The organism is Mycobacterium sp. SM3041 (assembly GCF_039668335.1).
Taxonomy (GTDB): Bacteria; Actinomycetota; Actinomycetes; order Mycobacteriales; family Mycobacteriaceae; genus Mycobacterium.
In genome coordinates, this window is the sequence record NZ_JAYXBQ010000017.1 from 1 (window position 1) to 13,343 (window position 13,343).

The window sequence follows — 13,343 nt, forward strand, 5'->3', positions numbered from 1 at the left end:
ATGCTCAACATCGAATGTCTACGAAATGCCGCAATCCATTACCGAAACCAGCTGACCGAGTTCTATCTGATGTTCGGCGAACCCCAAGACCCGCTGGACGCGAACAGGTCCGTGCCGACCCTCCAGCAGCTCAATGACGAGCACGCGTACCTATCAGCCAAGTTGAGGCGCTACGAAACCTGAAGACGGTCCGCGACGTTGTGAACCTCGGCGCGGTCACGCAGGTATCCGATGAACTCGCGATCGGAGACGCTACTGACTTCAAGTCGTCGGGCGTTCCGTTTGACGAGGACTTCCCGCACGATTTCATCAGCGAACGACGCGGCAGCCGCGATCAGCGAGGCGCAATGCAACTGCACCACTTGACCCGACAGATCATGAGGAAGCTCTGCAAGGATCTGCTGTGCCCGCGGGCGCGAACCTGCCAATGCTGGTGCTTCGAGTGAAACCGTCATCCTTACACCTCCTTCGCGCTCGGTTTAAACCCAGCGTAGATCACTGTTCCTGGGAAGGCAGCGGTTACCCGTCGACACGAGAGAGGGCCACTGCTACCACTGTTCTGTCCAATCGCCGCGCCGCTCCAAGCCGTCAAGCTCCCCTGATGCCGGCGGATGCGTTGATGAAGATCATCGAGCCCTGCGCCGCGCCCTGCTTCGCCAGTACCCGAGACTGTGCGCTGGAAGGCTTTCGCCATCGCGTCCACAGGGCCTGATACCCAGTAACGCCGACTCAGCGTTGTTTCGAACCCGTGCCCAGCGTCTGCTACCGCGAAGTTGATCAAGCCGGTACCTAGGCTACTCGGCATCACTTGCATCGCCGCCCATCCGCCGCCGGCCCCACTGTGGTCGGCAACATTGTTGACGACTTCGGATATTCCCTTGAAGAATTCGATTGCATCAGCTTGGTTGCTTCCGTCCGCAACCATTGCCTGGAATACGCGTTCAGCGAGTTCGTCTCCGCCGTTAGTGTCGAAGCGCTGTAATTCGAATAGGCGGTGTCCAGTATCTCGCTCATTAACTTTGGGAAGAGTGACACCAGAGCAAAAGTATTGTCGCAGACAATCGTCCAAATGCATACGTGACATGTAGGTCCGGACCGCGTGGTGCTGAGGCTCGATAAATCTCAGCGCCCGTCCGCAGTTCGCGGCGTCTTCGGCAACTGCGGCAATCGTGGCGAGTCCCATACTGTCGATAAAGGCCGCCTTCGACATGTCAATCACAACTTCATCGGCATCCGCGGGAGTTTCTGCACTCCATTCGCCAAGCGTTGAGGCCTTGAAAGGCCCGGCATACCTGATGCCTGGCGGCGGCCGCAGATTCACTGCCAGATCATGTCACGCCCCAGAATCCTCATTGTGACTGTGGGACCCATTGTCGAAAACGCGGGACTGATCGAGCTTCAGGCGCATGTCGAGCAGGCGGACCATCGCGCTCATGGCCGGGGAGCGGTTCGGTAGGCGCACCGCAGCGTTCGTGGTCACAAACCTGGCTTGCCCATATCCAAGCAATTAAGCCGCCCGACGTTCCATCGAGGTGTCGTCGGCCACCAAACGAGTTTCGCTCGTCGAGTAGCTGGTCCAACGCGGTGGTGCTATCGACCGCGCCAAATTCGCGCTGGCCGACTCCCACGATGGCGATCATTCTGAGATCGGCGTCGATGGCGGCAATGTTTCGCATATCGGTATAGACGTATCCGGCGCCCCAACGGTTCCATTGAACGTACGATCGAACAATGGGTGACCCGCCGGCGGTCCCGATACCGGCCGACACGTGGCGGGGGACTTCCGCCGGATCGACCCACCGCTGCCCGTGCGAGTTGACCTCGGCGACATGTTCCGCGCCCACCACACCACGACGGCAAATACCAGCCTGGAGGCTTGCAGCTGCACCTCGTGGTTACCGGGCAGCTCATTTGCTGGGGCGCGCTGAAGAATCAGCAGCCGACGGCGGCCGACGAGGAGCCCCCTATGGGCGGTCTGTCGAAGGGGACACAAGCAAGGCGGGTCGGCTCGAAGCTATCACTTGCGGAGGTTAACGACAGCCCCAATCGCGGGGAACGGCAACCACTTTGGCGTGATGTATGCCGGGGTGTTGTTCACCGTCGCTGAGGTGCTCGGCGGGATTCTCGCGCTCACCGCGTTCGACCAGAGCCAGTTCTTCCCGCTCGTCAAGGACATGTCGATCCAGTACAAGGCACCCGCCAAATCCGATGTGCGGGCCCAAGCCGAGATGAGCGGCGACGACATCGCGCGGATCGAGGCCGAAGCCGCACAGAACGGTAAGTCGGAGTACGTCGTCGAAGCCGTGGTCACCGACGCCGACGGGACCGTCGTCGCCACCACCCAGGCGACCTGCCAGCTCCGGCGGAAGTAGCGCCTATTTGGCCGGAATCTCCAGTTCCGCCACGCGTTCCTGCACCGCCTGACTGATCGCGGCAGTGAAGCGGTCGGCCATCATCTGCGCCGCCAGCGGCCGCAGGTTCGGCACCACCTTGGCGATCCGCCCGAGGTACACATTGGGGTCCTCCGCCTCGCGAATCCGGCTGAACACGACGTCCGTCACCTCATTGGCGAGGGCATCGATGTGCTTGTCGACGACGCCGGCCAGGCGCCGGATGTCGTCGGCCGGCACGTTGGTGTCGCGCAGGTTCATGGCGGCGCCGAGCACCGACTGCCGGACGCTGAAACGGCCGTCATCCAGGCGTCGAATCGCACCCAAGGCTTCGAGCGTGTCGAGGGCCCGGTCGTCCAGCGCCAGACCGGCACGTTGTTCAAGTTCGCGTAGGTCGACGGCCTCATCGTCAGCCGGGCTCCACGGTGTGAGAAGTGCCGCACGCACGGCGAGGTCGTGGGCCGTCGCGCCTTCCGGCAGCCGCGCCAGCACCTTGGTGATGGCGGCCAGCGTGTAGCCGTGCTGTTGCAGCTGCTGCACCAACTCGAGCCGAATGCGATGTGGCGCACCGTAATACGCGAGGCGGCCGCGCCTCTCGGCGGGCGGCAGCAGGCCGCTCTCGTTGTAGAAGCGAATGGTTCGCACCGTCGTGCCGGTACGCGCGGCCAGTTCGTCGATGGTGAATTCCTCGACTGTGACATCTGTCATTCCACGAAGTATAGACACCAACATTCACACTGTGCCAGTGTTACTGGCACAGTCACACGTCACTAGGAAATGAGAGCCACATGACCCTGCCGAAGCCCGATGGCACCACCGAGGTCGTCATCACTGGCGCCTCCTCCGGAATCGGAACCGAACTGGCCCGCGTGCTCGCCGCCCGCGGCTACAGCCTCTTCCTGGTCGCACGTCGCCAGGACCGCCTCAACGCCCTCGCCGACGAACTGCGCACCGACCACGGCGTCGGCGTGACGGTGCGCCCATGCGATCTGGCCGACGCTGCGCAGCGACAGACGCTGATCGAAGAACTGCGCACCCGGCCGGTCGCCGGCCTCTGCAACTCCGCCGGCTTCGGCACCAGCGGCGCCTTCCACACGCTGCCGATGGACCGCGAGCGCGAGCAGGTCGAGGTCAACGTTGTTGCGCTGCAAGAACTCACGCACGCCGTGCTGCCCGGCATGGTGGAACGCGGCGCCGGCGCCGTCCTCAACGTCGCCTCCGTCGTGGCCTTCCAGCCCATGCCGTCGATGGCGACCTACGGCGCGTCCAAGGCGTTCGTCAACTCGTTCTCCGAAGCCGTGCACGAAGAACTGCGCGGCACGGGCGTCTCCTGCACCTCGCTGTGCCCCGGACCGGTCCCCACCGAATGGGCCGAGGTCGCCTCGGCACACGAGTTCAGCCTGCGGCCGGCTCAGGTCTCCCCCGTCGACGTCGCGACGCAGGCCGTCGACGGCATGCAGGGCGGCGCCCGCCAGATCGTGCCCGGCACCGTCGTCAAGCTCATGGCCATCACCGGCTCGATCACTCCCCACACCCTGCTGCTGCCCGCCCTCCGCCTGGCCCGCCGGGCCCTGGGCTGAAATCGACCCCGCTCAAGAACGGACCACCTGCCATGAACCTCTCCGACATCACCGCACTGGCGACCAAGCCCGTCGCCGCCGTCAGCGCCAAGCCGCTCGCCGTGTTCGCCAGCGTCATGAACACGCCCATCAAGACCCGCCCGATCTACCTGCAGACCGTGGTCGACGCCCTCACCGGCTACACACTCGAGGACGCCGTCGCGGGGAAGATCGTGGTGATCACGGGCGCCTCGGCCGGTATCGGCGAGACCACCGCCCGCCGCATCGGCGCCGCCGGCGGCGAGGTCGTGCTGGTGGCCCGCACCCGGGAGAACCTGGAACGCGTCGCCGAGGACATCCGCGCCGACGGCGGCACCGCGCACGTGTACCCGTGCGACCTGAGCGACCTCGACGCCATCGGCGCCATGGCCGACCAGGTGCTGGCCGACCTGGGTCATGTCGACATCCTCATCAACAACGCCGGCCGGTCCATCCGCCGCTCGCTGGAGCTGTCCCACGACCGGATGCACGACTACCAGCGGACCATGCAGCTCAACTACTTCGCGCCCGTCCAGCTCATCCTGAAGTTCACGCCGGGCATGCGTGAGCGCGGCTTCGGGCACATCATCAACGTGTCCTCGATCGGCGTGCAGACCAAGCTGCCGCGCTTCGGCGCCTACATCGCCAGCAAGTCGGCACTGGACGGACTGTGCGACACGTTGCAAGGTGAGACGGTGTCGGAGAACATCACCTTCACGACGGTGCACATGCCGTTGGTGCGGACCGCGATGATCGCCCCGACCAAGATGTACGACCGCTTCCCCACCCTGACGCCCGAGCAGGCCGCGGCCACGCTGTGCGACGCGATCATGCACCGGCCGCGCCGCCTGAGCCCGCCGTCCGGACAGCTGACGGCCCTCACCGACGCCCTCAGCCCGCGTCCGTTCGACCTGGTGCGGAACAAGGTCTACTCGATGTTCGGTGAGTCCGCCGCTGCGCAGGCGGCACCGGCAGAGTCCGCCGAACCCGTTGCGGCTGAATAGAAAAGGAACCTGATGGAGCTGAACTCACTGCTTGCCGAGCCGGCCCGGCGGGCCGGTCTCGAAACCCGCGCCCTCGTGGCATTGGTGCGGGCCGGCGCCATCGGCGTCGACCTGCCGCACCGGTTGGTGCAGGTCCTGGCGGCACTCAACACCTACGGGCCGTTCGGCGCCGCACCGCGCATCGCCGCGATCCGGCACGGCGCCTATCCGGCGATCGCCGACGAGCGCGGCGAGCTGACGTACGCCGAATTCGATCAGGCGGTCAACCGGATTGCCAACGCATTGCGTGCTCGCCTGGCCCCCGGAGCCACCGTCGGCATCCTCTGCCGCAACCACCGCGCACCCCTGATCGTGGCGTTCGCCGCGTCGCGCGCCGGGGTCAACGCGGTGTGGCTCAACACGGCGTTCTCGGCCCGCCAGGCCGCAGAGGTCGCCAACCGCGAAGGCGTCGACCTGCTGGTGCATGACGTCGAGTTCACCGATCTGGTCGCCGACATCGAGGCCCCGCGCGGCACGTACGTCACCGATATCGACAGCGCCAGTGACGATCTCGACGCCCTCGCGGCCGACGCGTCGCCCAAGGCGCCGCCGGCTCCAGCCAAGCAGGGCCGGATCATCCTGCTGACGAGCGGCACGACGGGCACGCCCAAGGGCGCACCGCGCGCCGAGCCGCGCAGCTTCATCCTCCCGGGCGGTCTGTTGGAGCGGCTGCCGATGCGTGCGCGTGAAGCCACCATCATCGGGCCGCCCCTGTTCCACGGCACGGGTCTGCTGATCGCCATCATGACGATCGCGCTGGGTTCAAAGTTGGTGCTGCGGCGCAAGTTCGAGGCCGAACAACTGGTGGCGGACATCGAGCGGCACCAGGCCACCACGGTGTGCGTCGTGCCGATCATGCTGCAGCGGGTGCTGGGCCTCGGCGCGGACACCGTCCGCAGCTACGACACCACGAGCCTGCGCGCCGTCTTCTGCGCCGGCTCCCAGTTGCCCGCGGCCGTCGCCACCGCCGCACAGGACCTGCTCGGTGAGGTGGTCTACAACCTCTACGGCTCAACGGAAGTGGCGCTTGCGACCATGGCGACACCCGCCGACATCCGCGAGGCACCCACTTCTGTCGGCAAGCCGATGCTCGGCTGCCGGATCAAGATCTTCGACGATAACGGCCACGAGGTGCCTTCCCCCGGAACCGGCCGGATATTCGTCGGTGCGGCAACGCAATTCGAGGGCTACACCGGTGGCGGCACCAAGGAGTTCATCGACGGCTTGATGGCCAGCGGCGACGTCGGGCACTTCGACGACAAGGGCCGCCTCTACATCGACGGCCGCGACGACGACATGATCGTCTCCGGCGGCGAGAACGTGTTCCCCGTCGAGGTCGAGGAACTGCTGATCACCCACCCCGCCATCGTGGAGGCCTCCGCCGTCGGCGTCGACGACGAGGAGTTCGGAAAACGCCTGCGCGCCTTCGTGGTCACCGTCGAGGGGACCGAGGTGTCGGAGGATGAGGTCAAGCAGTTCGTCAAGGACAACCTGGCCCGCTACAAGGTGCCGCGCGAGGTGGTGTTCCTCGACGAGCTGCCGCGCAACCCGACGGGCAAGGTGCTCAAGCGGGATCTGGTCGCCCGGAACGACTGAGAGCCCCCGTCGGGCTCAGTCAGAGCAGCCACACCCGTCGGGTGCTGCGGCGGGCTCGCGGACGGCCGGCGCACAGCACACATCGCCTCGCAAGGCGCCCACACCTTCCCTCACCGCGATCCCGGCGATCACCAACGCCGCGATCGGGTCGGCCCACGACCAGCCCAGAACACTGTTGACCACGAGACCGATCAACAGCACGGCCGACAGGTAGGTGCACAGCAGTGTCTGCTTGGAATCAGCCACCGCCGAACGCGATCCGAGTTCCCGGCCGGCCCGTCGTTGTGCGTACGACAGCACCGGCATGACGATCAGGCTTGCCGCCGCGAGCACGATGCCGACAGTCGAGTGCCGGGCTTCGCCGAAACCCAGCAGGGCACGGATCGCGTCGGCCGTCACGTAGGCGGCCAGCGCGAAGAACGAGAACGCGATGACGCGCAGGGCGGCCTTCTCGCGGGCTTCCGGATCGGCGCCCGCGAACTGCCAGGCGACCGCCGCAGCCGAAGACACCTCGATCACCGAGTCGAGGCCGAAACCGACCAACGCAGCCGATGACACCCGGGCCCCTTCCGACAGCGCCACGACGGCCTCGATGACGTTGTAGGAGATGGTCGCCGCGACCAGCCACCGGATGCGTCGCGCCAGCTGCCCGCGACGGGGCTCGGCGAGCGTCATCAGGCGCACCCGCACGGCTCGCCGTCGGCACCGATGCACACGCAGTCAGGATCCACCGCAAGGACCAAACCCATGAGGTCGTCGAGCGCACGCCCGATGCGGTGGTCCGCGAGCTCGTATCGCATGCGGCGACCTTCCGGTACTGCGACCACCAGCCCGCAGCCGCGCAAGCATGTCAGGTGATTGGAGAGGATCTGCCGAGAGACGCCTAACTGGTCAGCGAGCTCGGACGGATACCCGGGAGACCGGTTGAGGCTCAACAGGACTCGCGCCCGCGTCGAATCCGACAGGGCATGCCCGAAACGAGACAGAGCGTCGGTGTGCTGCGCGGTTGCCACGTCTTGAAATGTACATGAAATTCTGTATCCATAAATCTATGTACACTCTGCGCGCTATCGCGGTTCAGTCGCGGTGCTTGTTCTTCGGGCCTTTGCCGTGCCCGTTTCCCGGACCGTTGGGCGTGGGACGGTCGTCGATGGGCACCGGGGTGGAGGTCAGCGGCGGCGCCGACGTGGACGTCGGGGTCGGCTCCGGTGTGCTCGTGCCGACCGGCGCCGGCGTCGACGGCCGTGACGCGGCGTCGACGATCACCGCGACGACCGTCACCAGCACCACGATGACAGCCGCACCCCAGAGCAGCAGTCGCGAGCTGCGGCGCGGCGCGGCGACCGGCAGCAGCGACGTCGTCGGGTCCGGTAGCGGCTGCCCGAGCACCAGCGTCGGGGGACGACCGGCGGGCACGGCGCCGGACAGGCCGGCACGCATCTCCTCGGCACTGCCGAAGCGCGCCCGCGGGTCGCGGGCCATCGCCCGTTCGACGACGACCGCCAGCGTGGGGTCGACATCGGGACGCAACGCCCGCAGTGGCACCGGATGCCCTTCGGTGACGGCCCGCGCCAGGTCGACGAGGTTGTCCTGCGGAAAGGGCCGCCGGCCGGTGAGTGCCTCGTACCCGACGACCCCGACGGCGTAGAGGTCGTCGGCCACCGTCGCGGGCCGTCCCGACAGCCGCTCGGCGCTGAGATAGCCCATCGTGCCGACCACCTGGCCGGCCACGGTGTGGTTCGAGTCGGCGCTCTTGGCGATGCCGAAATCGGCGATCTTCGCCGCTCCCGAATCGGCCAGGAGGATGTTTCCGGGCTTGATGTCGCGGTGCAGAATGCCTGCCGCGTGGGCCGCGGCCAGCGCCGAGAGCACGCCGTCGAGGACGGCTCGGACCACGTGTTGGGGCAGCGGACCCGCGGCGATCACGTCGGCCAACGTCCGTCCCGGCAGCCGTTCCATGACGATGAACGGGGTGCCGTCCTGCTCGCCGTAATCGTGCACCGCGACGACGTGCGGATGGTTCAGCCCGGCCGCCGCGCGGGCCTCGACCTGGAAGCGATGCCGGAAGTCCGGCTGATTACTGAACTGCGCGTACAGCAGTTTGACGGCCACCGGGCGCTGCAACTGGGTGTCCCAGGCGTCGCGCACCTCTGCCATACCGCCGTGGCCCAGCGTCCCGCGCAATTGGTAGCGGTCGGCGAGAACGCCCGGCACTGACATGGCCTCAACGCTAGTCCTGATGCCACCCCGCGGGCCCAGGCAGAGTCGGTGCCGTGGGCGCTCAGGCGCTCTTTGCCGTAGCGATGTCGTCGGCCAGCGGCGCGATCGCTGCCATGATCCGCTGCACTGTCCGCGCCGGAACGCCCGCCGCAGCCAGGCTTTCACTCAGATATGCGGCGACCAGATTGAAGTGCTGCCTGGAGATCCCCCGGCCGCGGTGGATGTCCCGCATGGATGCGCCCGTGTAGGGCTCCGGCCCACCCAATGCCGCGGCGAAGAATTCCACCTGCCGACCCTTGAGCCGTGGCATGTTCGCCCCGGCGAAGAAGCCGGCGAGTTCCGGGTCGGCCAGCACGCGCTCGTAGAAGTCCGCCACCACCTGTTCGAGCGCCTCTGCCCCTCCGATCTGTTCATAGATGCTCGTCATGCGTCGAGCCAACACCGGCCGTGTTGCCTAACCATTGCTCGACGGTGACCCAGCGACTAAATCGATCTCACAGACCCCTCGAAATGCTGCGAGTACCGCAAAACGCCTGGGTCAGTCCACCTTTGGGCAGTAGAACTGCGGCTGGCCCCGGTACTCGACCGGCGGCAGGTTACGTGCGGGCGTCTCCACCAGCGGTGAATCGATGGGCAGCCGGCCGGTCGCCCGGTCGATCGCCGATCGCTTGCGCGGATGCATGAGCCTGCGCTTCGGGCCGTATTTCGAGACCAGCGTGATGACCTGGCACAGGCGGTCATGCACCCATTGCTGACGAGCAGACCACGTGTAGCCCATCAGTTCGCGCACCGGCGGGTCGTAGAGGGCCACCGTCATGAACGTCAGGAAGCGCTGCATCACCTTGAGGTTCTGGGCCCACAGCCAGTCCGGAATCCATTGCAGCGACGGATGTTTGGGCATGGTCGACAAATCCATGACCTCGCGCGCCGCATAGTTGTTCTCCAGGACGTTGCGGCACATGTGATCCCAGTAGACCTCGAAGTCCTCCCAGCTCTTCGGCACGGGCCGCATGCTCATGCCGTACATGCGGTACCACTGCACGTGCTCGTCGAACAGCTGTCGCTTGTCCGCTTCGGAGATGCCGCCGCCGAACTTCTCGGCGGCCAGCAGGGTCGACTTGAAGAACGTCGAATGGGCCCAGTAGAAAACGTCGGGGTTCAGCGCGCTGTAACGGCGCCCCTGCTTGTCGACGCCCTTGATCCCGATGTGGTAGTCCCGCACCTCGGCGCCGGTCTGGGGCGCGCGATCGCCGTCGAACACCACGCCGCCGATCGGGTAGATCGACCGGAGCAGCCGCGGAATCCGCTCCATGAAGAAGATCGAGTGCTCCTCGACTGCCGCCCCGAGCTGCGGATGCATGTTCTGCATCGAGCCCGCCCAGGTGCCCTGGAACAGCCCGGTCCACTGGCCGAAGTACTTCCACGTCAGCGAGTCGGGCCCCAGCGGCACCGCGTCATAACCACCGGCAGTGACCGGGCAGCCGGCCGCCACGGGCGCAGAGTCGCTGGTCATGGGGCATGCGTCGGAAGTATTTTGAGTCACCGGCATTCTTTCCTGGATGTCAGCGGGTATCCTGACTACACGCGTTGTCAGCCACAGCTTAGGAGTCACGTGCCTTCCGGTCAACGACAGGGCCGCTGGTCCGCCGTCCCCCTGGCGGACCGCCCGACGCGGCGCCGCGAGGCGCTCATCGAAGCCGGCATCGCCGCCCTCGGCCATTCCGACGGCCCGGCGGCGACGGTCCGGACGGTGTGCCGCACCGCCGGCCTGACCGAGCGCTATTTTTACGAAAGCTTCACCGACCGTGAGGATTTCGTCCGCGCCGTGTACGACGAGGTGTGCACGACGGCCATGGCGGCACTGACCACCTCACAGAGTCCGCGCGACGCCGTCGAGCGATTCGTCACCATGATGGTCGACGACCCCACCCGCGGCCGTGTACTGCTCATCGCCCCGGCGCAGGAGCCGGTCCTCACCCGGTCGGGCGCCGACTGGATGCCGAGCTTCATCGAACTGCTGCAGCACAAGATGTTCCCCGACGGCGATCCGGCGCGGCGGGCACTCGAGGCCACCAGCCTCATCGGCGCCCTCACCGCGCTGTTCACCGGATATCTGGGCGGCAAGCTGCCCGTCACCCGCGAGCAGTTCGTCGACTACTGCGTCGACATGCTGATGAGCCGGGTCCCGTCGCACCGGTAACACCTACGAAGCCGCGACATCACAGTTCAGATTCACCGATCGGACATGCGTCACAGCAACTTGATGTCACTACGGGACACAGATACTCTGACTGCTACCAACAGGTACAGATATCTATTCGGGAGGCGCCATGACAGCCGACTACACCGACCTTCAGCTGCTGCATGAGCTGGAGCCGGTCGTCGAGACGCTCGTCGACCGCCACATGAGCATGCGGAAAGACTGGAACCCGCACGACTACATCCCCTGGAAAGAGGGCAAGAACTACTACGCCCTCGGCGGCCAGGACTGGGATCCGGAGCAGTCGAAGCTCTCCGAGGTCGCCCAGACCGCCATGGTCCAGAACCTGCTGACCGAGGACAACCTGCCGTCCTACCACCGCGAGATCGCGATGAACATGGGCATGGACGGCGCCTGGGGCTACTGGGTGAACCGGTGGACCGCCGAGGAGAACCGCCACGGCATCGCCTTGCGCGACTACCTCGTCGTCACCCGCAACTGCGACCCGGTCGAGCTCGAGGAACTGCGCGTCGAGCAGGTCACGCGTGGCTTCTCGCCCGGCCAGAACCTGCAGGGCGACCTGTTCGCCGAGAGCCTGTTCGACTCGGTCATGTACGTCTCGTTCCAGGAGCTGGCCACCCGCGTCTCGCACCGCAACACCGGCAAGGCCTGCAACGACCCCGTCGCCGACCAACTGCTGCAGCGCATCTCGGGTGACGAGAACCTGCACATGATCTTCTACCGCGATGTCTCGGCCGCCGGCCTGGACATCAACCCGAACCAGGCGATGGCCTCGCTGCACCGCATCGTGGAGAACTTCAAGATGCCCGGGTACACCGTGCCCGACTTCCGCCGCAAGGCCGTCATCATCGCCGTCGGTGGCGTCTACGACCCGCGCATCCACCTCGATGACGTCCTCATGCCGGTGCTCAAGAAGTGGCGCATCTTCGAGCGCGAGGACTTCACCGGTGAGGGCGCGCGCCTGCGCGACGACCTCGGCCGGATCATCAAGGAGCTCGAGGACACCTGCGCGAAGTTCGAGGTGGCCAAGGAACGTCGCCTCGAGCGTGAGCGGAAGATGGCCGAGAAGAAGGCCATGAAGAACCTCCTGGTGTCGACATCAGCGTCGTAACCGAAGCTGTCAACGAGACGGCCCGATCCCTTCGGATCGGGCCGATCTCGTTGCGTTCTCCGGTCGTCCTCGCGCCGATGGCCGGTGTGACGAACGTCGCCTTCCGCACTCTGTGCCGCGAGCAGGAGCTCGCCCGCGTGGGCACCGTGAGCGGCCTGTACGTCTGTGAAATGGTCACCGCGCGGGCGCTCGTCGAGCGCAACGCCGCGACGCTGCACATGACGACGTTCGCGCCCGAGGAATCGCCCCGCTCCCTGCAGCTCTATACCGTCGACCCGGCGACCACGTACGCTGCGGCCAAGATGATCGTCGACGAGAACATGGCCGACCACATCGACATGAACTTCGGCTGCCCGGTGCCCAAGGTCACGCGCCGCGGCGGTGGCTCGGCCCTGCCCTACAAACGCAAGCTGTTCGGCCAGATCGTGGCGGCAGCCGTCCGCGCGACCGAAGGCACCGACATTCCCGTCACCGTGAAATTCCGGGTCGGGATCGACGACGCCCACCACACGCACCTCGATGCCGGCCGGATCGCCGCCGAGGAAGGTGCCGCGGCCGTCGCACTGCATGCCCGCACCGCCGCGCAGCGCTACTCCGGCACCGCCGACTGGGACCAGATCGCCGCACTGAAAGCCCATGTCACCGGCATCCCGGTGCTCGGTAACGGCGACATCTTCGACGCCGACGACGCACTGCGGATGATGGCCGAGACCGGCTGCGACGGCGTCGTCATCGGCCGCGGCTGCCTGGGCCGGCCCTGGCTGTTCGCCGAACTGTCCGCCGCCTTCAACGGCCAGCCCCGCCCCACCCCGCCGACGCTCGGCGAGATCGGGGACATCATCCGCCGGCACGGCCAGCTGCTCGCCGATCATTTCGGCGAGGACAAGGGCATGCGCGACATCCGCAAGCACGTCGCCTGGTACCTGCACGGGTTGCCCGCCGGCGCTGAGCTGCGTCGCGCGCTGGCCCTGGTGAAAACCCTGGCCGAACTCGACGAGCTGCTCACCCAACTGGATTCCGATGTGCCGTTCCCGGACTGCGCAGAGGGCCCACGAGGCCGGCAGGGGTCGCCGGGTTCCGTGGTGCTGCCCGAAGGCTGGCTGGACGACCCCGACGACTGCACGGTGCCGTTCGGCGCCGACATGGTCAACTCCGGCGGGTAAA

Annotated in this window: 16 protein-coding genes; 8 read left to right on the forward strand and 8 right to left on the reverse strand. The window is 66.5% G+C overall.

Going from position 1 to position 13,343, the window contains the following annotated elements; genetic code table 11:
* Positions 1 to 183: hypothetical protein (locus VXD91_RS04965; RefSeq protein ID WP_346414822.1), on the forward strand; the 183-nt coding region annotated here is incomplete at its 5' end.
* Here the strand turns inward: VXD91_RS04965 and VXD91_RS04970 are convergent.
* Positions 171 to 455 (reverse strand): hypothetical protein, encoded by a 285-nt coding sequence (locus VXD91_RS04970; RefSeq protein WP_318987337.1) that lies wholly within the window; start codon positions 453 to 455, stop codon positions 171 to 173. The genes VXD91_RS04965 and VXD91_RS04970 overlap by 13 nt on opposite strands.
* Before the next feature lie 2 nt (positions 456 to 457).
* Complete coding sequence (locus VXD91_RS04975; protein WP_318987336.1) at positions 458 to 1,321, reverse strand: STAS domain-containing protein; 864 nt, start codon at positions 1,319 to 1,321, stop codon at positions 458 to 460.
* Between the two features lie 700 nt (positions 1,322 to 2,021).
* Here VXD91_RS04975 and VXD91_RS04980 point away from each other — a divergent pair.
* Entirely contained in the window at positions 2,022 to 2,372 is a 351-nt protein-coding gene (locus VXD91_RS04980) for a YiiD C-terminal domain-containing protein (protein WP_318987051.1), read from the forward strand.
* A 3-nt stretch (positions 2,373 to 2,375) separates the two neighbouring features.
* Here VXD91_RS04980 and VXD91_RS04985 read toward each other — a convergent pair whose 3' ends face one another.
* Positions 2,376 to 3,098: a MerR family transcriptional regulator gene (locus tag VXD91_RS04985; RefSeq protein WP_318987052.1), complete on the reverse strand. Its 723-nt coding sequence runs from the start codon at positions 3,096 to 3,098 to the stop codon at positions 2,376 to 2,378.
* 80 nt (positions 3,099 to 3,178) lie between these two features.
* Here VXD91_RS04985 and VXD91_RS04990 point away from each other — a divergent pair, with 80 nt between their 5' ends.
* From VXD91_RS04990 to VXD91_RS05000, 3 genes are read left to right on the forward strand one after another with little or no spacing between them, the layout of a single operon-like run.
* On the forward strand, positions 3,179 to 3,970 hold the full coding sequence (locus VXD91_RS04990) for an SDR family oxidoreductase (RefSeq protein WP_318987053.1): 792 nt from the start codon (positions 3,179 to 3,181) through the stop codon (positions 3,968 to 3,970).
* 32 nt (positions 3,971 to 4,002) lie between these two features.
* Positions 4,003 to 4,992: an SDR family NAD(P)-dependent oxidoreductase gene (locus VXD91_RS04995; RefSeq protein ID WP_318987054.1), complete on the forward strand. Its 990-nt coding sequence runs from the start codon at positions 4,003 to 4,005 to the stop codon at positions 4,990 to 4,992.
* Positions 4,993 to 5,004: 12 nt separating this feature from the next.
* On the forward strand, positions 5,005 to 6,627 hold the full coding sequence (locus VXD91_RS05000; protein WP_318987055.1) for an AMP-binding protein: 1,623 nt from the start codon (positions 5,005 to 5,007) through the stop codon (positions 6,625 to 6,627).
* Between the two features lie 15 nt (positions 6,628 to 6,642).
* On the opposite strand, the gene VXD91_RS05005 is transcribed toward VXD91_RS05000, so the two are convergent.
* The 5 genes from VXD91_RS05005 to VXD91_RS05025 form a co-directional block, all read right to left on the reverse strand.
* Complete coding sequence (locus VXD91_RS05005) at positions 6,643 to 7,302, reverse strand: cation transporter (protein ID WP_318987056.1); 660 nt, start codon at positions 7,300 to 7,302, stop codon at positions 6,643 to 6,645.
* Positions 7,302 to 7,640 carry a winged helix-turn-helix domain-containing protein gene (locus VXD91_RS05010; RefSeq protein ID WP_318987057.1) on the reverse strand — a complete coding sequence of 113 codons (339 nt, stop codon included), beginning with the start codon at positions 7,638 to 7,640 and terminating at the stop codon, positions 7,302 to 7,304. The genes VXD91_RS05005 and VXD91_RS05010 overlap by 1 nt, the downstream gene beginning before the upstream one ends.
* A 64-nt stretch (positions 7,641 to 7,704) precedes the next feature.
* Complete coding sequence (locus tag VXD91_RS05015) at positions 7,705 to 8,847, reverse strand: protein kinase (protein WP_346414824.1); 1,143 nt, start codon at positions 8,845 to 8,847, stop codon at positions 7,705 to 7,707.
* 61 nt (positions 8,848 to 8,908) lie between these two features.
* Positions 8,909 to 9,274 carry a group 1 truncated hemoglobin gene (locus VXD91_RS05020; protein ID WP_318987059.1) on the reverse strand — a complete coding sequence of 122 codons (366 nt, stop codon included), beginning with the start codon at positions 9,272 to 9,274 and terminating at the stop codon, positions 8,909 to 8,911.
* A gap of 111 nt (positions 9,275 to 9,385) precedes the next feature.
* On the reverse strand, positions 9,386 to 10,360 hold the full coding sequence (locus tag VXD91_RS05025) for an oxygenase MpaB family protein (RefSeq protein ID WP_318987060.1): 975 nt from the start codon (positions 10,358 to 10,360) through the stop codon (positions 9,386 to 9,388).
* A 99-nt stretch (positions 10,361 to 10,459) separates the two neighbouring features.
* Between VXD91_RS05025 and VXD91_RS05030 the strand changes: the two genes are divergently transcribed.
* The 3 genes from VXD91_RS05030 to dusB all read left to right on the forward strand — a co-directional run bounded on the left by VXD91_RS05030 (position 10,460) and on the right by dusB (position 13,342).
* A complete protein-coding gene (locus tag VXD91_RS05030) occupies positions 10,460 to 11,047 on the forward strand; it encodes a TetR/AcrR family transcriptional regulator (protein WP_020098821.1) in 588 nt (195 codons plus the stop codon).
* A 130-nt stretch (positions 11,048 to 11,177) separates the two neighbouring features.
* The gene (locus VXD91_RS05035) at positions 11,178 to 12,179 is read left to right on the forward strand and encodes an acyl-ACP desaturase (protein ID WP_212813375.1); all 1,002 of its coding nucleotides are present in this window, start codon (positions 11,178 to 11,180) and stop codon (positions 12,177 to 12,179) included.
* Positions 12,167 to 13,342, forward strand: coding sequence for a tRNA dihydrouridine synthase DusB (gene dusB, locus VXD91_RS05040; RefSeq protein ID WP_318987086.1), 1,176 nt, complete (start codon positions 12,167 to 12,169; stop codon positions 13,340 to 13,342). The genes VXD91_RS05035 and dusB overlap by 13 nt, the downstream gene beginning before the upstream one ends.
* Position 13,343: the final 1 nt, after the last annotated feature.